The organism is Mesorhizobium sp. L48C026A00 (assembly GCF_000502375.1).
In the GTDB taxonomy this organism is placed as follows: Bacteria; Pseudomonadota; Alphaproteobacteria; order Rhizobiales; family Rhizobiaceae; genus Mesorhizobium; species Mesorhizobium muleiense.
The window spans coordinates 28090-48373 of sequence record NZ_AYWU01000039.1 but is presented as its reverse complement, the minus strand read 5'-3'; the positions used below and the strand labels follow the sequence as shown (position 1 = coordinate 48373).

The window sequence follows — 20284 nt, the reverse complement described above, 5'->3', positions numbered from 1 at the left end:
CGCTCCCTGGACATCTGTCCGGGCTGCGGCGGCGCCATGGCCACGCTCGGCCCGATCCCGCGCAAGGCCCCGACCTGGCCAGACACCTCATGACACGCTGCGCACCGACACGCTCGCACCGTCCATCCCGGCGTCTGCTACATCGCCGTCGGGCATTTGCGCGCCGCTAGTCAAAGTCGCAGCCCGGCTGTCGCCAGCAACGCTGCACCTCAGCGTCAACGACCCAATGGCATCGTCTCCCGCGTCGCAGATGGTCCTGCATCGCGACGACGGGCGACCGCCCAAGAGCGATCGGCGAGCCCGCTCCGGCGCCTCGGACACACTGTCGAGCCCTAAATCCCCATAGCCCCGCCCGCCATCCCGCGGTTCAGTTCAAGGCTTCAATGTAGTCGCGACCCGTGCGTGCCCGCCCAATCGCGCCCGCGACTACACAGAACCCTCCAGATTCAANAGGCTTCAATGTAGTCGCGACCCGTGCGTGCCCGCCCAATCGCGCCCGCGACTACACAGAACCCTCCAGATTCAAGATGCTGGCTGGAAGGAGGCCAGCATCGGATGACACGAGCCCTTTCGAACGATCTTCGTGAGCGCGTTGTTGGTGCGGTATTGTCGGGCGAGAGTAGCCGGCGGGTTGCGGCGCGGTTTGGCGTAGCGGTGTCATCGGTTGTGAAGTGGTCGCAACGTTACCGGGCGACGGGCAGTGTCTCGCCGGGCAAGATGGGTGGCCACCGCCGCCGCGTTCTGGAGCCGCATCGTGCGTTCATCGTTGACTGGATCAACCCGACCTCGGACCTGACGCTGCATCGGCTGAAGGATGAGTTGGCCGCACGCGGTGTCATGGTGTCCCACAATGCGGTCTGGCAGTTTCTCAGGCGCGAGGGNCTGAAGGATGAGTTGGCCGCACGCGGTGTCATGGTGTCCCACAATGCGGTCTGGCAGTTTCTCAGGCGCGAGGGGCTGAGCTTCAAAAAAACGCTGTTCGCCCTTGAGCAGAGCCGAGCTACATTGCCCGCAGGCGCAAACGTTGGCGCTCCTGGCAGGGTCGCCTTGATCCGCAACGGCTCGTCTTCATCGATGAGAGTGAGCGGAAGGAGTTCAACATGAACTAAGACCGTAGCGTAAAGCTGCGTGAATGATGGGGGACGGTCCTCCGGGATCGGCTTTCAGGAGCAGGTCTCAAACCAGTCCAAGCTGCTGCGGTAAAGAGCCGTGGTTCGAAGACGCGTCGTTATGAACGTAAGTGTCGCCGAAACCAGGACCGTCTCGTCATCCTGGGACAAGTCCGCCGGGTGCCTGATGACAGGGCGGGCAGCGACCGGCGTTGAGGGGGCGTGAGTCGGACACAGGCATTCCCGCGGAACTGCTGGAACCAGGCTCCTGATGCAAAGGGAGAAGCTCAAGCGGGCCAAACCGCAAGGCGAGAGTACCGATGCAGGAGACTGGGGCGGACCGGCCCGTATGAGCGTTGAAGGCCCTGTAATGGGGCAGGAGCAAAAGGGCCGGATCAGGTGGTCGTATTGTTTGGAACAACTGGAAACAGGATGACTTCGGAAGATACGACAGACAAGCCGTTTCGAATTGCGAAACGACAAGTGTACGAAGCTTACGAAGCGGTCAAAGCCAACCAGGGCGCAGCCGGGGCGGACGGGCAGACCCTGGAGATGTTCGAGAAGGACCTTGCAGGAAACCTTTACAAGGTCTGGAATCGGATGTCCTCAGGGACGTACTTCCCGCCGCCGGTTCGCGCTGTCTCCATTCCGAAAAAGAGGGGGGCGAAAGGGTTTTGGGTGTGCCCACCGTCAGCGATCGGATCGCACAGATGGTGGTCAAGCAGATGATTGAGCCGGATTTGGAGATCCTCTTTCTTCCAGACTCCTACGGCTACAGGCCGGGAAAATCGGCTCTGGATGCAGTTGGCGTCACGCGTCAGCGATGTTGGAAGCATGACTGGGTTCTGGAATTCGACGTCAAAGGGCTGTTTGACAATCTTCCGCACGATCTCCTGCTGAAGGCGGTCAGGAAGCACGTCACATGCAAGTGGGCTCTGCTCTACATCGAAAGATGGCTGGCAGCGCCGATGGAGAAGAACGGGGAAGTCGTCGAGCGAACACGCCGTACCCCGCAAGGGGGCGTTGTCAGCCCGATCTTGTCGAATCTCTTCATGCACTATGCGTTTGATCTGTGGATGACCCGGACGCATCCTGACCTTCCATGGTGTCGATATGCGGCCGATGGTCTTGTGCATTGCCGGAACGAGCAGCAGGCAGAAGCCCTCAAGGCGGAGCTTGGTGCTCGACTGGCAGCATGCGGGCTTCAAATGCATCCGACAAAGACCAAGATCGTCTATTGCAAAGACCAAAGGCGCAGGGGGGAATACCCGAATGTCGTGTTCGACTTCCTCGGGTATCAGTTCCGGCCGCGACGCGTGGCGAACACACAGCGAGATGAGTTCTTCTGTGGTTACACGCCTGCGGCCAGCCCAACGGCAATGAAGTCGATGCGGGCCACGATCAAAAGCTTGAACATCCCGCGGCAGACGCCGGGGACGCTGGCTGAAATCGCCCAACAGCTCAATCCACTCCTTCGCGGATGGATAGCCTTTTATGGCCGCTACAGCCGTTCGGCCCTGTCCACTCTGGCTGATTACGTCAACCGGAAGCTCAGGGCGTGGATCATGCGTAAGTTCAAGCGCTTTCAGTCCCATAAGACGCGTGCCAGCCTCTTCGTGAGAAAGCTGCCTCGGGACAATGCAGGACTGTCTGTGCACTGGAAGGCGTTCGGAACGAATACGTTTACCTGATGGGAGCGGTGTGAATCAAGAGGTTCACCCACCGTTCTGCGAGAGGCCGGCAGGTGAAATCCCTCCGGCCTACTCACCCCTGGATAAAGCCAACATGTCCCCGCTCCGCGGCTGGGGCCCGAAGGGGCAGCGGCTGCGGAGCTTTGCTCCGCATGGCCATTGGCGCACCATGACCTTCCTGAGTGCCTTGCGCTGCGATGAACTCACCGCACCTTGCGTCTTCGACGTCCCATCAATGGCGAATGCTTCCGCGCCTATGTCCGTCAGCAGCTTGTTCCGATCCTGCGGCGCGGCGACATCGTCGTCACGGATAATTTGGGCAGCCACAAATCCGCAGCCATTCGCCAGGCCATAAGGGCAGCCGGCGCAAAGCTGTGGTTCCTGCCTACCGTACTCACCCGATCTCAATCCGATCGAGCAAGCCTTTGCCAAAATCAAACATTGGATGCGACACGCACAGCGTCGAACCATCGAAGAGACTTGGCGCACCATCGGCCAACTCATCCAGACAATCACACCAGCAGAATGCGCCAATTACCTCGCAAAAGCTGGCTATGCTTCCGTCAAAAGATGAAAGGCTCTGGGGAAAATCGAGCAGCGGTATCCAACAAGCCGGGCGGCGGCCATCTAAGAACGCGATGGTACCGTCCGGGACATTATATTGGCGAATTGAAGACAGGCTGGCGCATACTTGTGCAAAGCGGAGAACCGCAATCCCGCCGCCCAGGTCGCCCGTCACTCGCAAATAGGTTGAACAATGAGCAAAGCACCACATCTTACGTTCGATCTTGATGTCCCCGGCGTGAGTAGGGGGCATCTTGTTGTGCCGGGAGGTACCGACCGTGAGGAGCTTTCGCTCCCTGTCTTCAGTCTCAATAAAGGAGAGGGACCGCGTCTTCTTGTCACCGGCGGAAATCATGGCAATGAATTGGAGGGGCCAATTGTCGCGCGACGGCTCATCAAATGGCTGCCAGAGGCGCAAACCTGTGGAAGAGTCATCGTCCTACCGGTGCTCAATCCATTGGCCGTGCAGGCCTGGAGCCGCAATACTCCGCTCGACGGGTTGAATCTCAATCGTGTCTTTCCGGGCCGGGCCGACGGGTCAGTGACGGAACGAATCGCGAATGCGGTTTCGCGCGTATTGTTGCCAACGGCCGACACCGTATTTGATCTGCACAGCTTCGGACCAACGTGGGAGTTTCCACCGGCGGCCACGACGCACCCCATTGCCGATCCCGATCTCATGGCCAGGACGGTGAGAATGGCGGAAGCGTTCAGATTGCCCTTGACGTTGGTCTGGCAACACAATGACACGGCTGGAATGTTTGATATCACGGCCCAAAACCAGGGCAAGGTATTTGTTTGCGCTGAATTCGGCGGGGGCACGGTCGGCGCGGACAATCTCGCAATCTGCGAGGCTGGAGTACGCAACGCGCTCGTGGCGCTCGGGCTGGTCGAGGGCAAAGCCGAGTATCCAACGCTCCGACATCAGAGCTCCGGCCAAACACTCGAAACGCATCCCTCCGATCAGTTGAAATCGCCAGCACCAGGCATCTTCGAACCTCGCTGCTCGGTGCTGGATGAAGTGAGGCAGGGAGATCTCATAGGCATCCTGCATCCGATGGATTCGCTGTCCTCCGAGTCCATTGATATCCGCGCGCCTGGAACGTCCATCGTCTTGGCCATAACATCGGGGGCGCATGTCGACGCCAACAAAGTGGTAGCGCTCGTTGCGCGGCCGCTGAAGATCTAAGAATCAGGTGCAGCTAGCGCCTCGCGCGCCAGTAGCGGAACCAATTTCAATCCCGTCCGGGTGAATCGAGTGACCGAATTGCAGATCAAAGACGTCCTCCTTGCGTCTGGCAACGGCGCATTCTTCTATGACGATCAGGCTGCCATTAGGTCGGGCGCGACCCAGGACGGCTTCATCTATGTCGGCGAACCGACAACGCCTGGGTTCAATTCGATTCGCATTCCAGCATCTTCGCTCAGCATTGGGGTGGTCCTTGCCGACGAAACCGTTGTTTGGGGCGACATGATGAACGTGCAGTACTCTGGTGCTGGCGGGCGCGATCCTGTGTTTGAAACCGCTCAAATCTCGGATTTGACGTCGCGCGTCGTGGCGCCACGGCTTCTTGATGCCGATGCTTCTCGTTACCTTCCTGCCTGCGCGACGGTTCTCGAGCCTTTCGAACATAAGCGGTTACCTCTAGCGATTGAATATGGCGTCAGCCAGGCGCTCCTTCGCGCAGCGGCTCATCTTCAACGTACGACGATGGCGGAGATCATATGCGGTGAATTTAACCTACCGCTGCCAATACGTAGGGTCCCGATTTACTGCCAAAGCGGTGACGCTCGCGAAATCAACGTCGACAAAATGATCCTGAAAGCGGTGGATGTGCTTCCCCACGGCCTGATCAACTCACGGCAGAAATTCGGCGCAGGCGGCCAGACTTTCCTGGAGTTCGTCAAGTGGGTTGCAACGCGCACGCGCGAACTCGGCCGCCCGGGGTATCAGCCGGTGCTGCATTTCGATGTGTACGGCTGGATCGGCCAGGAAATCGGCCTGGAGTCGCAACGGATCGCCGACTTTATTTGCAGGGTAGCCGATACCGTTCCGGGTTTCACGATCAACATCGAGTCCCCGGCGGACTTTGGTTCTACACAAGCTCAGATTGAGAATTATGCCCGGATCGTATCGATCCTGGATGACCGGGGTTCGAGCGCTCGCATTGTGGTAGACGAGAGGTGCAACACGCTTGAGGATATCCGGCTCTTTGCCGAAGCGAAGGCTACGCATCTCGTGCAAATCAAGACGCCCGACGTCGGCTCAATCGCCGACACGGCGCGCGCAGTTCTCATCTGCAAGGCGAATAAGGTAGGGGCGTATGTCGGGGGGAGCTGTACTGAGACGGATCTCTCCGCCCAGGCTTCAGTTCACATTTCGGTAGCGACCCAGGCCGACATGATGCTCGCAAAGCCCGGAATGGGTGTCGACGAGGGATTTTCCATCGTCGGAAACGAACAGAACCGGTTGCTCGCCATCCTGAACCGACGAGCAACTAAAAATGTTGATCGAAAAGCGCGGTGTGTCAGCAATGCAGAATAGCCTTGAGGGGATCACTGTCGTTGCTGTGGAGCAGGCCGTAGCCGCGCCTTATGCGTCGTCTCGCCTTGCGGATGCCGGCGCCAGGGTAATCAAGATTGAACGGCCGGAAGGGGACTTTGCCCGAAGCTACGACAAGTTGGTGCGGGGGCAGAGCGCCTACTTTGTCTGGCTCAATCGGGGCAAGGAGTCCGTGTGTCTGGACCTGAGGTTGGAGGCGGACCGTGAGGTCCTCGATACGCTCATTGCCGATGCTGACGTCTTCATCCAGAATTTGAAACCGGGCAGTATCGAAAAACTGGGTTTCGGGTCTGCTGATCTGCGTTGCCGATACCCGCGACTGATCGCCTGCGACATCTCCGGTTTCGGGGATAAAGGGCCCTATGCTCACTTGAAGGCTTATGATCTCATCGTCCAGGCCGAAACAGGTCTATGCGCGATCACCGGCAACCAGCAAGGGCCTGCGCGTGTAGGGGTCTCGGTTTGCGACATCTCGGCGGGAATGACAGCGCATAGCGCCATTCTTCAGGCCCTCTATCACCGCGAGGTCACCGGCGAAGGCACCAGCATCCAGGTGTCACTGTTCGATGCCATCGCCGACTGGATGAATGTTCCGGTTCTGCAAAGCGACTACAGCGGCTATCACACCGTACGCGCCGGCGTGAAACACCCGTCGCTGGTACCCTATGGCGCCTATCGTTGCGCTGACGGCAAAGAGCTCATCTTTTCGGTTCAGAATGACCGTGAATGGGTAAACTTCTGCGAGAAATTCCTGGAGCAGCCGGAGCTTACACGTGCACCTGGTTTTGCCGATAACATGGAGCGCCTCGGTCACCGTGCACAGCTTGATGAGGTCATTGAGAGGCGCTTTTGTGAACTGTCCTGCCATGAAGCGATGCGGGAGCTTGAGGCGGCCGGTTTGGCATATGGCCGACTGAACGATGTGAGGGATGTTTCAAACCATCCACACATTCGCAGGGTTGAGGTTGGAACACCCGAAGGAACCGTCGAGACGATAGCGCCGGCGGCGATTTTCAACTCCGAGCACCCCTCACTGCGCCCCGTTCCGGCTCTAGGCGCTCACACCGAGATTGTCCGCGAGGAAATCCTGGGGCGTTTGCGCGCGCGGGCCGCGTCTGCGTGAGCGCGAGCGTTGTCGGTAAGGTTGGTGCTCTCGCGATTTACACGGACCGCGCATACTTCGGTCACGTAATCGCATAGGACACCCAGCGAGCCCACTGCCGCCACCCTGGCTAAAATCAACCGCAGAGACCCTATGATCAAGGACATCGCTCCGGCCGTTGAAAGCGCGATCTCTGTACCACGCTGGAGATCGCTGCTCTTCGTTCCCGCCCACATTCCGCGCTTTGTCAAGACGGCCCATGAGCGAGGTGCAGATGGCTTCATTCTCGACCTGGAAGATTCCGTTCCCCAGGATCAGAAGGCCGAGGCGCGGCGGCAGCTTCCTGAATCCGTGGCAAATGTGGCCCGCAAGGGTGCATCCGTTTTGGTTCGCGTCAATCGTGGTCTGCGTGCCTTAGCGGGCGATCTCGATGCAGCCGTGATCGCTGGGGTTGACGCACTTGTTCTTCCGAAGACGGATTCGGCAGAGTGGATATTAGAGATCGCGAATGCGGTTTCGGATCTTGAACGAGAAAGAAATCTTCCGCTGGGGCGCATCCGGTTCCTTGCCCAGATCGAGACGCCGGGCGCCTTGCAAAGGCTTGCGGCCATTGCGTCGGCGCATCCAAGGATGGTCGCAATGGCGCTTGGTCCTGAAGACTTCAGCGCTGCTGTTGGCGGCGCCCCGGAATTCGACCTTCTGTTGACGCCGAACCTTGCAGTTCTTTTTGCTGCGCGTGCGGCAGGGTTGCTCCCGCTGGGCTTCATAGGAAGCATCGGCGAGTTCTCGGACACTCAAAAACTTTGTGAAGCCGCGGCGCATGCGCGACGGCTTGGCTTTGCCGGAGCCTTGGCGATCCATCCGACACAGGTGGCCATATTCAATGAGGCTTTCTCGCCAAGCGCACAGGAAGTCGAGTGGGCCCGCGCTGTTGTTGCGGCGGAGAACGATGCCACCGCCCGCGGACTGTCTGCTTTCTCGTTGAATGGTAGGATGGTTGATCCGCCTGTGGTGCGGCGCGCTCACGAAATCCTGACCCTCGCCGGCAGTAACTGACCTAACTCCGGTCAATGGTCCGACCGGGGACCTTTCCCTGCTGTGCGCCAGCAAGTATTACTTGCGGCCCATCTCGTTTCGAGATAAACGCTAAAGGACTGGGGGAGTTGCCTCAGTTGGGTTAAGCCGTGGATATCAGGCAGTTAAGATACTTTGTCGGCGTGGTGGAAGCCGGCAGTTTCACGAAGGCCGCTTCGCTCCTGCATGTCGCTCAGAGCGCCCTTAGCCTCCATGTGCGTCAACTGGAGGAAGGCTTCGGCACTCAGCTGCTGGTACGCGACAGGACCGGCATCAGTGTGACGGCCTCCGGAAGTAAACTGCTTGAGCGGGCGCGCACGATTCTCAGGGAAATTCGACTCACCGAGATGGAACTGACCAACACGATGGCTTCTCCTTCCGGAGAGGTGACTATTGGTATTCCGTCCGGGGCCGCGCGTGTCCTTAGCGGTCCGCTGCTTGAATCGGCAAGAAACGAGCTGCCAAGGATCTCCCTTAAGATGATCGAGGGCATGACGGGACCGCTGGAGGAGTGGATGGCTGCGGGCCGCTTCAATCTGGCTGTCCTCTATCGCACTGCCGAGAGCGCGAGGCGGATGACGGTGCTGGCACGCGAAGAATTTTGCCTTGTGGTGCCGCCGGGTGAGCCGCCTTTCGAAGACGAGATACCGCTCGTCGACCTGCATGCGTTCCCGCTGGCGGTCCCCATGCGCAACAACAATGTCAGGCGTTCGGTGGCTGATGTGGTTGCGCAGCACGGTTGTGTGCTTGACGTCAGATTTGAAGTCGACTCCCTTTCTACGATCATTAGTATGGTCATGGAAGGAAAAGCGTATTCTATCCTTGCTCCGTCGGCCATTCAGAGGGAAGCCTCTCAGGGACAGGTCCGGACGGTTAAAATCATTGATCCAGTGATTACCCGCTCCGTTGTGCTTGCCGTCAACCCCAAAGATGAGCAATCTCCCGCTGTCTCTGCTGTCCGCAAGCTGATCCCCAATGTCACCAGGACATTAATCGAGAGCGGGCAGTGGCCGGCTACGGCTCCGGTCCGGGCTTAGGCATATCCGTCAAACCGAGTCCCAGTGCTATCACGCTTCCACGGGGGGGCGAGCCGGCCATCAATCTGGATTCGAGATGGTGTTGGGCGACATTCCATATTTGACCCGGCGTGACCATCGCGATGAGACTGCAGAGAAGTGAGCCGATGGTCGGGGAGATTCGGCTGGTCTCGCACTGGCAGAAATACTCAAGCGGAGCATGGGATGTCCAACGCCACGAGCTATCAGCTTTTCATCAATGGCAGATGGCGCGCCGGTGGTAGCGGAGCCACTCTGCCGGTAATCAATCCAGCGACGGAGATGGTATTTGCCTCGGTGGCCTCGGCGACGATACCGGATCTGGATGAGGCCCTCGCTTCGGCAGAGCGCAGCCGCAAGGCCTGGTCCTCGCGGCCTGCAAAAGATCGTGGCGAGATTCTCGTAGCAGCCGCCAAAATTCTGGCAGCGAAGGTTGAAGCGGCGGCTAGGGATCTGTCAGCCGAACAGGGAAAGACGATTGCCGAAGCGACAGGTGAGTACGCGCGCGCTGTCGAAACGCTGGAGTGGAACGGAACGCACGCCGAAGAGTTGTCGGCCCCTATTCCGATGGGCCCGAACCGGATGATCGTCCCCGAGCCACTTGGCGTCGTTGCTGCCTTTACGCCTTGGAACTATCCCGCCGTTCTCATCGCCCGCAAGCTCGCCCCTGCTTTGGCGGCAGGCTGCCCCGTGATCCTCAAGGGGGCTGAAGAGACACCAAGCGCGGCTGTCCATTTCGTCGAAGCCTTGCAACAAGCGGGTATTCCGGACGGCGTGGTCAATCTCGTCTTTGGCGTGCCGGTGCAAATATCCCGGCATCTCCTCAGCTCGCCGATCGTCAAAGTCCTAACGTTCACGGGCTCTACCGAGGTTGGAAAACAGCTCGCCAAGCTCGCCGCGAATAACTTGCAGCGATGCATCCTCGAGCTCGGTGGGCACTCCCCCGTCATTGTATGCGACGATGCCGACCTCGCAAAAGCTACACCGGCAATCTCGGAATACAAGTTCGAGTGCGCTGGCCAGAGTTGCAACGCACCCAGCAGGATCCTCGTCGCGCGAACCCTATATGAAGAATTCCTGTCCCGGATGACGGAAGTCGCCCGAAAGACCAAAATCGGTCCGCCGGACGACCCTGCGACGGAGATGGGGCCGATGGCAAATGCACGGCGAATCGAGGCCATGCAGCGTCTGGTTAACGATGCGGTCGATCGCGGTGCCGCCATCGAAACCGGTGGCACCCGCCTCGACCAACCGGGTTTTTACTGGCCGCCAACGATCCTGACAGGCGTGCCAAAGGATGCCAGAGTGCTTCATGACGAGCCGTTCGGACCGATCCTCACCGTGGCGCCGTTCGACACGATCGAGGAGGCGATCGAAGAAGCCAACGCCACTGACTATGGCTTGGCCGCCTACTTCTTCACCGGTGCTGACGATACCAAACAGGCGCTGATCGGCGGTCTTTCGGCCGGCGCTCTGAGTGTGAATTATCTTAAAGGGGTCTCAGCAGATGCGCCGTATGGAGGCGTTAAACAGAGCGGGTATGGATATGAAGGAGGCGAGCAGGGGGTGCGGAGCTTCCAGAGCCTGAAACTGGTCAACGGGTTTAGTTCATTCGGGTGAGATTTCGTGAATAAGACAAGACGGACCATAGCCGGTAAGGATATTACAAAGAGCGTCGCCGACGCCCTTCAGTACATTTCATACTACCATCCCCCGGACTATATCCGGTACCTTTCGCAGGCATACACTCGCGAACAGAGCCCGGCGGCGAAGAACGCCATCGGTCAGATCCTGCTGAACTCCCGCATGGCGGCCTTCGGGCGGAGGCCGATCTGCCAGGATACCGGTCTCGTGGTGGTCTTTGCCAAGGTCGGCATGGACGCCCGCATCAAATCAACGGCCAGTTTCGCGAACCTCGTCAACGAGGGCGTCCGCCAGGCATATCTCGACCCGGACAATCCCCTTCGACCATCGATCGTCTCGGATCCGCTTGCCGGGCGGGTGAACACGCGGGACAACACACCGGCAGTCGTCCACGTCGACCTTGTGCAAGGCAACCAGATTGAGATCACCATCGCCGCAAAAGGGGGCGGATCGGAAAACAAGGCGCGGTTCACCACCCTGAATCCTAGTGCGTCCGTTGCCGACTGGGTAGTCGACACCGTTTCGACGCTGGGCAGCGGATGGTGTCCGCCCGGCCTGATCTCGGTCGGCATCGGTGGCAGCGCTGAAAAGGCGATGCTGCTTGCCAAGGAGGTCATGAACGAACCGATCGACATGTCGGAACTGATCGCCAGGGGGCCGTCCAACTCGGAGGAGGCGCTGCGGATCGAGCTGTATGAACGAATTAATGCGCTAGGCATCGGCGCTCAGGGCCTAGGCGGCCTGACCACGGTCGTTGACGTCAAGATTGCTACCTATCCTACACATGCCGCGTCGAAGCCTGTGGCGCTCATTCCGCAATGCGCGGCCAACCGGCACCTGAAGTTCTCCTTGGACGGCTCGGGACCCATCAAGCTCGAGCCACCTGACTTTTCCGAATGGCCCCAGATCGGTCATGAGGATTTGCACACAACCGACGTCCGGCGGGTCAATCTCAATGGGCTTACCAAGGAAGAGACGGCATCGTGGCGCTGCGGAGAAACCGTTCTTTTGTCGGGAAAGATGCTTACGGGCCGTGACGCCGCCCACAAGCGAATGGTCGAGCTAATCGATGCCGGCAAGCCGATCCCGGTCGATCTGCGGGGACGCGTGATCTACTACGTCGGACCCGTCCGCGCTGTAAGGGATGAGGTCGTAGGGCCGGCTGGCCCAACAACCTCCAGCCGTATGGACGGTTTTACTGAAAAGATACTCGCCGAGACTGGCCTATTTGCGATGGTCGGCAAAGCGGAAAGGGGCCCGGCGGCCATCGAGTCGATTGTGAGACACAAAACACCCTATCTCATTGCAGTGGGTGGCGCTGCATACCTGATTTCAAAATCGATCAAGGCGGCGCGGCTCGTTGCCTTTGAAGACCTGGGCATGGAAGCCATCTATGAATTCGAGGTCCTGGACATGCCTGTCATAATGGCTGTCGATGTTGAGGGAAACTCCACCCACAATTCCGGGCCGCTTGAGTGGCGTAAGCGCATGGCGGCCGACAGCATCGCCCGCAGCATCGGCGTTTGAGTCCGCCGGCTGCGCGAATCCGGCCAGGACTCCCGCCTCGGATTTTGGCCGTATCGGTAACACAAGCGGCCATTTGTGGTTCAGCTCCTCGGCGAGTCAGACAAGAAAAGGCTTTCAAGTCGCTCTCGATGCCAAACACTCAGTGTAAAGACTGCATCGACCTGCCGTCGATTGACGCTCAGGGTGCTGTCTAGGAGTACTAATCGGGTCAAGCACCGGAGATACCAAAAAGATGCGGAATTCATTTACCAAGAGGCCGCCGCCGACAGGCGACCACTCCTTTCCAAATGCGTCATCGCCCGGTTGGGGGCAGGGGCAATACCCCAACTGTTCTAAAGCGTTTCTGTTTGGATCGCTCTCAGTCCCCTGACTTCGACACCTCGCAGTGAAGCGTTGCAGGCCGAGGACGAATGACGCCCACTACATTCGTCCGCTTCATTGGTACTAATTGCGCTGTCGACCACCGCTTGAGAGCAAAAGGTCATGAAGTCGAAACCCGATCCTGTGCGACTGGACGCTTGGGATGTCCGGATTCTCTCTGAGATCCAGTCAGACGGTCGGATTTCGAAAAGCGAGCTCGCAAAGCGTGTTCACCTTTCGGCGTCGGCTTGTTCGGAGCGGCTCCGCGTGCTCCAAGCCGCAGGGATCATTGAGGGGTTCTACGCCCGACTAAGTCCAGCCCTTATGGGAGGCATTATCTCTATAATGGTTGAGGTGGTTCTGGATCGTCACCGTCTTGAGGACCAACGGCACTTCGAGACTGCGATCCAACAGATACCGGAAATCCTTGACTGCTGGGCCATCGGGGGGCGGATCGACTATTTAATGCGCGTTTCATCCCCTTCCATGGCTGCGTATCAGGATTTCATGGAGGAATTGCTGCAGGCAGGCTTGGGTATCGAGCAATACTACAGCCTGGTCGTGACGAAACCGGTGAAATCCAACTCACCGATTCCTCTGTCCGCCCTGAGGCAACGGTAAAACTCCCGAAGCCTTGGTTTTCGCGGCGATTGGTGCCGATTCCGTGAATTCGTCGGCTAAAGGTGTGCATTCCCGCGAAACCCAAGACGTGTTTGCCCTATGCTGGTTTCCAACGGGCGGCTGGCCGAGTGTTCCCAGCCGAGGAATCGCGAGGAGAGGACGATGCGTTTGAGCAATCTNGGTTTCCAACGGGCGGCTGGCCGAGTGTTCCCAGCCGAGGAATCGCGAGGAGAGGACGATGCGTTTGAGCAATCTGGAACCGATTAACTGCGGGGGAAGGACCGAACCTTCGTCTTTCATGTTGGCGCGGTAGGGTATCTGAATTCGAGATGGCTTGAATCTACAAAAGGCATTTGACGTTAGCGACGCTCGTAGAGACTGTGTTTCGGACCTCAAGAAATTGAAGAGCAGCACAAAGACCCCGTCCCTCTCCCTCTCTGGTCCCCCGAGTTATCGTCTCCGCCGCGGCCTCCGGTATTGTCGTGTATCGCCGAGGCTCGCGGAAGGTGGGGCTCTTGGGTGAGATGTGCGATGTTCATTCAGAAAGTTGCTGAGATGAGACAGCTTCATCCTGCCATTGATGCGACGGCCACAAAAATCGGAAAAGGGGAGGAACTGCCGATGCCCAATGGAATTCTTCCGCCGCCCGAAACCCCGGCCGGCGTTGGAGGGGAGGAAACCAGCGAATTTCTCGACCGCGTTGAATTGTGGATCGCCATATGGCACGGCATTTCGGCGCCTACCGAGAATTCAAGGCGTGCTGCCGCCCGGCTTGAGAAAAAGATCCACGAGATCGAAAGCATGCGCGGCACCTTGCGCTTCGAGGACGAGCCGGCGAGCTTCAACGCAGCGCTTGTAGAGGCGAAGGGACAGGCGCGATGAGCGATCTGGCTGATTTCAGTTTAACCGAGGTTGTCGACGCTATTCGTGACCGAAAGGTTTCTTCACTTGAGCTCCTCGATGCGTGCTTCGCTCAAATCCAGCTTGCAGGGGAAGAACTTAACGCTTTCATCTGGCTTGACTATGCCGGCGCTCGCAAATTCGCGCGCAAGGCAGACGAAGCACTCGAGAAGGGCAACTGGCTAGGTCCCCTGCATGGAATTCCTTTGGCTCATAAGGACATGTTCTATCGGGAAGGAAAGCCTTGCACTTGCGGTTCGAGAATCCGTAAGGATTTTGTGCCCCTGGCGACAGCTACTGTGCTTGCTCGCATGGACGCGGCGGGTGCCTATAGCTTCGGCGGTCTCAACATGGCTGAGTTTGCAGGCGGCGGAACTGGTCACAACAGGGAATTCGGCGACTGTCACAATCCTTGGAATCCGGCCTATGTGCCTGGCGGCTCTTCCTCGGGATCAGGTGCGGCCGTAGCTGCGCGGATGACCTATGCGGCACTTGGATCCGACACGGGCGGCTCGATTCGGCTACCGGCGGCAGCCTGTGGTGTCACGGGCATCAAGCCGACACAAACACGCGTTAGCCGCTATGGCGTGATGCCGTTATCCTTCTCTCTTGACAATGTCGGTCCTCTTGCCCGCACAGCGCGGGATTGCGCCCGCATTCTCTCGGTCATCGCAGGACATGATCCCTTAGATCCAACCAGTTCGACTGAGAGTGTGCCGATTTATGAGGAGGCACTAAAGGGCAAGGCCGAGGGTATTAAGATCGGCGTCCCTGACACATATTTCTTGGACAACGTGGATCATCCGGTTGGAATCGCGTTTGACAACGCAGTCGGGTTGCTAGCCAGACGTGGCGTCAAAGTGGAGTGCGTTCCAGTGCCCTTTATTGATGCGATCTTGGCATACGGTGGGGTCGTTGATAGTGTCGAAGCGGCGTCCATTCATGCCGAATGGATGCGCAGCCGTCCGCAGGATTTGAGCACGGATATTTCATGGGTCTACCCGGGCTATGCTATTCCTGCAACCTACTATTTGGAGGCCCTGTCTCGGCGCGGACCTATTCTGAGGGAGTTTTCAAAAGCAGTTTTTAGCAGGGTTGACGTGCTTGCGACGCCGACCATCCCTACCTGCATTCCGACATTGGCGGAAACCCATATAGAGCATCAGTCAGTCGTCGGTGAAGGTAAGGCGGCTAAGCTTTGGGCCAATACCGGGATTTTCAACTACCTTGGCCTTCCAACCGTAAGCGTAAGTTGCGGTTTCGATCCAAACGGTCTGCCGATTGGTCTCTCCTTTACAGGGCGTCCATTCGGTGAGGTAGATATTCTCAAATTGGCGGACGCTTATCAACAGGAGACCGATTGGCATAAGCGGCGGCCGATGTTGCCGGCTCAAGATAAGATATCGAGTGAGCGGTAAAAAAATTGAGGCACTAGCGGGCCCCATGGCCATGAGTGCACCGACCTACAAGAACCACCGCTATCGGATCGAAATGGTGGCCCGTGACCCGCGCTGTCTGACTCTACTTGCGATGATCTGAGGTGAGAAGTGACGGCGCTTATAGCTTAGCTGACTGGCGCGGGTGCATAGCAAGTGCGTCCGTCGCTGTAGCCCCGCACCATCCGTTACCGTAACATCACCCATTTGCCGGCTTATAACAGCCATCAGCTCGGTAAAATATTCGCGGCTCCAGCTTTCGCTGGCTTGGCCCGCAGCGAAAAGCTCTATGACCTCGCGCTCGCTATATTCCAAGCTGCGCAGAATTTGCCGCGTCGACGCTCCATATTTTTCGGGCGGCAATGGGGTGTAAATCTTTGCAGAAATGGGGCGCACTGCGTAGGGGTCAACCTGCGTAACGACGTGCCCGCACGCAGCGTCGAGAAGGAGTAACTGCCTTGATCTATGCCCGGGGTGCCATCCGCAATCCTCGCATATTTGAGCGCAGCTCGGCAATATCCTCACAGATTGCAGCTCCGATATAGGCTGCCTGAAGCCTTGATACCCATTCCTCGGCTGAATTTGTAAGGAAGGCCCTGGCCAAGAAAGACATGCGACAGCCATTCGGCATATCGGACAAAGCTTCAAGGCCTTCGACCCGGGCGAATCGAGGCAGGTCTCGCTCAGACGCGCTGACAAGTAGGCTCCGGCCTGAGGCCGTCACCACTACCATTGACACGATGTGCCTCATATGGGGGGGATCTGAAGCTCAGGCTCTCGACCGATCACGTGGTGGGTTCCGTCGTAGATGCACTGGGCCTGCCGGTCCGCTTCGAGATCGGGCCGGGTCAGCAAAACGACATGGCACCTGCCTGCGGACTAGTCGAGCGGCTTGCTGCGAACCAAGTGATCGCCGACCGCGCTTATAAATGATTAAATTGTCACTACAGCCTTGTCGTGACGAAACCAGTGAAATCCAACTCACCGATTCCTCTATCCGCCCTGAGGCAACGGTAAACTCCCGAAGCCTTGGGTTTTCACGGCGATTGGTGCCGATTCCGTGAATTCGTCGGCTAAAGGTATGCATTCCCGCGAAACCCGAGACCCGTTTGCCACTATGCTGGTTTCCAACGGGCGGCTGGCCGAGTGTTCCCAGCCGAGGAATCGCGAGGAGAGGACGATGCGTTTGNACTATGCTGGTTTCCAACGGGCGGCTGGCCGAGTGTTCCCAGCCGAGGAATCGCGAGGAGAGGACGATGCGTTTGAGCAATTTGGGAACCGAGCAACTGCGGGAGAAAGATCGAAGCTTCGTCTTTCATCCCTCCACGCACTTGGCCAAGCACAGTCGCGGCGAGACGCCAAACCGGATCATGGCCGGTGCAGAAGGCGTGTACATCTGGGATACCGACGGGCGAAAGAGCCTTGACGGTTTCGGAGGGCTTTACTGCGTCAATATGGGATATGGCTGCACGGAGATTGCCGAGGCCATCGCCCGGCAAGCGCACGAGTTGCCATTCGCCCATGTCTATGCGAGCCAGGGAACCGAGCCAGTTGCCCTTTTGGCAGAGGCCGTGGTCGAATATTTTGGTCAGAATATGCGAAGGGTCTTTTTCGGCCTCTCCGGCTCCGACGCCAATGAAACCAACATCAAGCTGGTCTGGTACTACAACAACATTCTCGGCCGCCCTGAAAAGAAGAAGATCATCTCGCGCAATCGCGGGTATCACGGGTCAGGGCTGGTTACAGGTAGCCTGACAGGCCTTGCCTTCTTTCACAATTTCTTCGACCTGCCTTTGAATTTGGTGCGCCATACGACGACGCCACATTACTATCGCCAGGCGCACGACGGCGAAAATGAGGAAGCGTTCTCCAGGCGCTGTGCCAATGAACTTGAAGCCCTTATCCTCGCTGAAGGCCCGGAGACGGTTGCAGCCTTCATCGGAGAACCGGTACTTGGGACCGGCGGCATCGTTCCGCCCCCGAAGGGATATTGGGCTGCGATTCAAGGGGTACTTGACAAGTACGATATACTTCTTATTGCCGATGAAGTGGTCTGCGGCTTCGCGCGAACCGGTGAGAAATTCGGATCCCACCTCTATGGCATGCGCCCGGATTTTGTGACCATCGCCAAGGGCTTGAGCTCCGCCTACCTGCCCATCTCTGGGTCAATTATCGGCGACCGCGTCTGGTCGGTGTTGGAACAAGGAACGGAAAAGCACGGGCCACTTGGCCATGGCTGGACATATTCCGGTCACACGCTTTGCGCGGCGGCCGCGCTTGCTAATATCAAATTGCTAAAGGAAAGAAATATCCTGGAACATGTTCGGGACGTCGGACCGTATTGGCAAGCCCGCATGAAAGCCGAACTGGAGCGACATCCCATTGTTGGCGAGGTTCGCGGCGTCGGCATTATATCCGCCGTGGAGCTGATGCGGGATCCGAAGGGCCGGGTACCATTTGAACCCGAACTTCAGGTCGGCGTGCGCGCCGCCGCTGCCCTGTTTGAAAATGGTGTCATAGGCCGCGCGATGCCGCATGGCGATATCCTCGGCTTCGCCCCACCTCTGATCATTACCCGAAAAGAGATCGACATCATCGTCGACGCAACCGCGAAATCAGTCGATACGACCTATCGCGCGCTGAAGGCGGAAGGCGCGATATGATCTGACGTAACGGATGACGCCTCCCACTCGGATCGACCAGGATATCACCTCCGGGAGCCCAGTGGCGTCATGAGTTGGTGCGTGCAAAGCCACGCTCTTCGCTCTCAAAGGCAACTTGCATGGAGGGTGTGCGAGCCGGTGCTGGAATGCACCCCCAGTTCCAAAAAGCACAGTGCCGCCTTGGCGTCCGAGACGGCGACGTAGGGCTGCTGCAGAATTGTAGAGGTGAGACTCTCACAGAGCGTAGACCGCAATCTACCGTGAGCCTGAGCTCTTCCACGGAGGCAGCCTCAACAGCCTGCAAACAGACACCCCGACCCTGAAGTGCAAACCACCCAAGAGGACAACTGTCACGAGCACATATCGCCCTCCCAAGGCGCACCGGCCCGGCACGGAGCTCAGTCTCCGGCCGGGCCTTCAACTCTGAATGGCTGCGCTTTGGCCGGCCCGTCTTGGCTCGTATGTGAGGGGCGAGAACTCACTGCAGTTTAGCTATGCAAAACGCTTTTCATAGATTTGTAGAGCAGATCGCAGACAGCGCTGACGCGACGGACCTGCGCAACGCTCTGGGCGAGATTGCCTCTTCGCTCGATTTGCCGTCTTTTGCCTATCTTTTCCCTTCGCCTGGCAAGGGCCGCAAGGTGCGCCTGATTTCCACCTACCCTCAATCCTGGACATCTCACTACCTTCACAGTCGGTATGAAAAGATTGACCCGGTTATCCATCAGGCGCGTGGTGGTCAGGGACCATTCAACTGGGATGCGCACGGTGCTGATCTCGAACTGTCGACGCAGCAGCTACAATTGATGGATGAGGCGACGCAATTTGGCATTCACTGCGGCTTCACGATCCCGATCCATGACAGCACCGGTACGTTTGCAGCACTGACCTTCGCCTCGGATGAAAGGCGACCACTGTTCTTCCGGCTGATTGACCGATATGACCGCGTGCTGCAGCTCATCGCGGTCTTCTTCCATCTTCATGCCTGTCGCAAGTTGGCCGACGGCAGGATCGTGGATGGCGTTGCCCTATCGCGAAGGGAAATCGAGTGTCTGAAGTGGGCGGCTCGCGGAAAGACGGCGTGGGAGATCGGCCGCATCTTGGGAATCAGTCGGCACACCGCAGCCTATCATCGGGATAACGCCAGGAAGAAGCTTGGCGTGAAGACGGCTATTCAGGCAGCCGTTCGGCTTGCACTATCCAGGCCATCTCTCTTCACCTGATCTCCGAAACCTGGACACATGCACAGGTTGTATCAACTCCGGCCTTTGCCTTCAATCGCAGGTGTTATCCATGCGAGGGAGAAAGGCCATCATGATGCAGTTGATCACGCCGGATTGCTACGCTGAGTTCAGCGACGAACTCGAGCAGATGCACCGCTTGCGGTATCGCGTCTTCAGGGATCGACTTGATTGGGACGTTTCGTTCAGCGGCGGCTATGAGGTCGATCCGTTCGACGCGCTTCGTCCCCACTACCTGTTGCTGCGTGCGCCCACCGGGCGCATCGACGGTTGCGTGCGCCTGTTGCCGACCACCGGACCGACGATGCTGCGCGACAGCTTCTGCGCTCTCCTTGCAGACCGTTCGGCGCCGGAAGATCCGCGGGTTTGGGAAAGCAGCCGTTTTGCGCTTGATCTGCCGCCTTCCGCGCCGAAACAGGCGGGCATCGCTATTGGCACCTACGAGCTGTTTGCCGGGATGGTCGAGTTTGGGTTGTCACGTGGTCTGCGCAGCATCGTAACCGTAACGGATCTGCGCATAGAGCGGATCTTGCGTCGCGCCGGCTGGCCACTCGAACGGCTGTCCGATCCGCAAACAATAGGCAACACGCGCGCCGTTGCCGGATATCTCGACGTCTCAACAGAGAGCTTGGAAGCCCTCCATCGCAATGGCGGACTCAAGGGCCCGGTACTGTGGACACCGGTCATGAAGATCGCCTGAGCCTGGAATTCAACCCTTTCTTGGAAACGATGCA

General features: G+C 58.3%; 13 protein-coding genes and 4 pseudogenes. All 17 read left to right on the top strand.

From position 1 onward, the window contains the following. Nucleotides 1-555 precede the first annotated feature (555 nt). Nucleotides 556-1082: pseudogene (locus X738_RS83800) on the top strand (helix-turn-helix domain-containing protein); the annotation flags it as partial. Between the two features lie 459 nt (nt 1083-1541). After that, a pseudogene (ltrA, locus tag X738_RS76995) lies at nt 1542-2800 on the top strand (group II intron reverse transcriptase/maturase). 85 nt (nt 2801-2885) lie between these two features. Next, a pseudogene (locus X738_RS83790) lies at nt 2886-3374 on the top strand (IS630 family transposase); the annotation flags it as partial. A gap of 183 nt (nt 3375-3557) precedes the next feature. Next, nucleotides 3558-4553, top strand: coding sequence for a succinylglutamate desuccinylase/aspartoacylase domain-containing protein (locus X738_RS0144285; RefSeq protein WP_031256850.1), 996 nt, complete (start codon nt 3558-3560; stop codon nt 4551-4553). 78 nt (nt 4554-4631) lie between these two features. Beyond that, nucleotides 4632-5909, top strand: coding sequence for a methylaspartate ammonia-lyase (locus tag X738_RS76985; protein WP_036270434.1), 1278 nt, complete (start codon nt 4632-4634; stop codon nt 5907-5909). After that, nucleotides 5899-7050, top strand: a complete 1152-nt coding sequence (locus X738_RS76980; protein WP_023803416.1) for a CaiB/BaiF CoA transferase family protein — start codon at nt 5899-5901, stop codon at nt 7048-7050. Before X738_RS76985 ends, X738_RS76980 begins: the two co-directional genes overlap by 11 nt. A 132-nt stretch (nt 7051-7182) precedes the next feature. Further along, complete coding sequence (locus tag X738_RS76975) at nt 7183-8085, top strand: HpcH/HpaI aldolase/citrate lyase family protein (RefSeq protein WP_023803415.1); 903 nt, start codon at nt 7183-7185, stop codon at nt 8083-8085. 128 nt (nt 8086-8213) lie between these two features. Next, nucleotides 8214-9140 carry a LysR family transcriptional regulator gene (locus X738_RS76970; protein ID WP_023803414.1) on the top strand — a complete coding sequence of 309 codons (927 nt, stop codon included), beginning with the start codon at nt 8214-8216 and terminating at the stop codon, nt 9138-9140. A gap of 204 nt (nt 9141-9344) precedes the next feature. Then, entirely contained in the window at nt 9345-10778 is a 1434-nt protein-coding gene (locus X738_RS76965) for an NAD-dependent succinate-semialdehyde dehydrogenase (RefSeq protein ID WP_023803413.1), read from the top strand. A 6-nt stretch (nt 10779-10784) separates the two neighbouring features. After that, entirely contained in the window at nt 10785-12329 is a 1545-nt protein-coding gene (locus X738_RS76960) for a fumarate hydratase (protein ID WP_031256846.1), read from the top strand. Between the two features lie 483 nt (nt 12330-12812). Further along, nucleotides 12813-13310, top strand: a complete 498-nt coding sequence (locus X738_RS76955; RefSeq protein ID WP_023803411.1) for an Lrp/AsnC family transcriptional regulator — start codon at nt 12813-12815, stop codon at nt 13308-13310. 621 nt (nt 13311-13931) lie between these two features. After that, entirely contained in the window at nt 13932-14192 is a 261-nt protein-coding gene (locus tag X738_RS0144280) for a hypothetical protein (protein ID WP_051407985.1), read from the top strand. Then, nucleotides 14189-15628 carry an Asp-tRNA(Asn)/Glu-tRNA(Gln) amidotransferase GatCAB subunit A gene (locus X738_RS76950; RefSeq protein ID WP_023803409.1) on the top strand — a complete coding sequence of 480 codons (1440 nt, stop codon included), beginning with the start codon at nt 14189-14191 and terminating at the stop codon, nt 15626-15628. The genes X738_RS0144280 and X738_RS76950 overlap by 4 nt, the downstream gene beginning before the upstream one ends. Before the next feature lie 773 nt (nt 15629-16401). Then, a pseudogene (locus X738_RS83785) lies at nt 16402-16573 on the top strand (IS5 family transposase); the annotation flags it as partial. 329 nt (nt 16574-16902) lie between these two features. After that, entirely contained in the window at nt 16903-18309 is a 1407-nt protein-coding gene (locus tag X738_RS76945) for an aminotransferase (protein WP_023803408.1), read from the top strand. Nucleotides 18310-18803: 494 nt separating this feature from the next. Further along, the gene (locus X738_RS76940; RefSeq protein ID WP_023803407.1) at nt 18804-19532 is read left to right on the top strand and encodes a LuxR family transcriptional regulator; all 729 of its coding nucleotides are present in this window, start codon (nt 18804-18806) and stop codon (nt 19530-19532) included. Between the two features lie 91 nt (nt 19533-19623). Next, entirely contained in the window at nt 19624-20250 is a 627-nt protein-coding gene (locus X738_RS76935; RefSeq protein ID WP_023803406.1) for an acyl-homoserine-lactone synthase, read from the top strand. Nucleotides 20251-20284 lie beyond the last annotated feature (34 nt).

Excerpts from the sequence above, each read along its gene's own strand:
- X738_RS0144285 (WP_031256850.1), top strand. The coding sequence starts at position 3,558 with ATGAGCAAAGCACCACATCTTACGTTCGATCTTGATGTCCCCGGCGTG.
- X738_RS76980 (WP_023803416.1), top strand. The coding sequence starts at position 5,899 with ATGCAGAATAGCCTTGAGGGGATCACTGTCGTTGCTGTGGAGCAGGCC.
- X738_RS76975 (WP_023803415.1), top strand. The coding sequence starts at position 7,183 with ATGATCAAGGACATCGCTCCGGCCGTTGAAAGCGCGATCTCTGTACCA.
- X738_RS76965 (WP_023803413.1), top strand. The coding sequence starts at position 9,345 with ATGTCCAACGCCACGAGCTATCAGCTTTTCATCAATGGCAGATGGCGC.
- X738_RS76955 (WP_023803411.1), top strand. The coding sequence starts at position 12,813 with ATGAAGTCGAAACCCGATCCTGTGCGACTGGACGCTTGGGATGTCCGG.
- X738_RS0144280 (WP_051407985.1), top strand. The coding sequence starts at position 13,932 with ATGCCCAATGGAATTCTTCCGCCGCCCGAAACCCCGGCCGGCGTTGGA.
- X738_RS76950 (WP_023803409.1), top strand. The coding sequence starts at position 14,189 with ATGAGCGATCTGGCTGATTTCAGTTTAACCGAGGTTGTCGACGCTATT.
- X738_RS76945 (WP_023803408.1), top strand. The coding sequence starts at position 16,903 with ATGCGTTTGAGCAATTTGGGAACCGAGCAACTGCGGGAGAAAGATCGA.
- X738_RS76940 (WP_023803407.1), top strand. The coding sequence starts at position 18,804 with ATGCAAAACGCTTTTCATAGATTTGTAGAGCAGATCGCAGACAGCGCT.
- X738_RS76935 (WP_023803406.1), top strand. The coding sequence starts at position 19,624 with ATGATGCAGTTGATCACGCCGGATTGCTACGCTGAGTTCAGCGACGAA.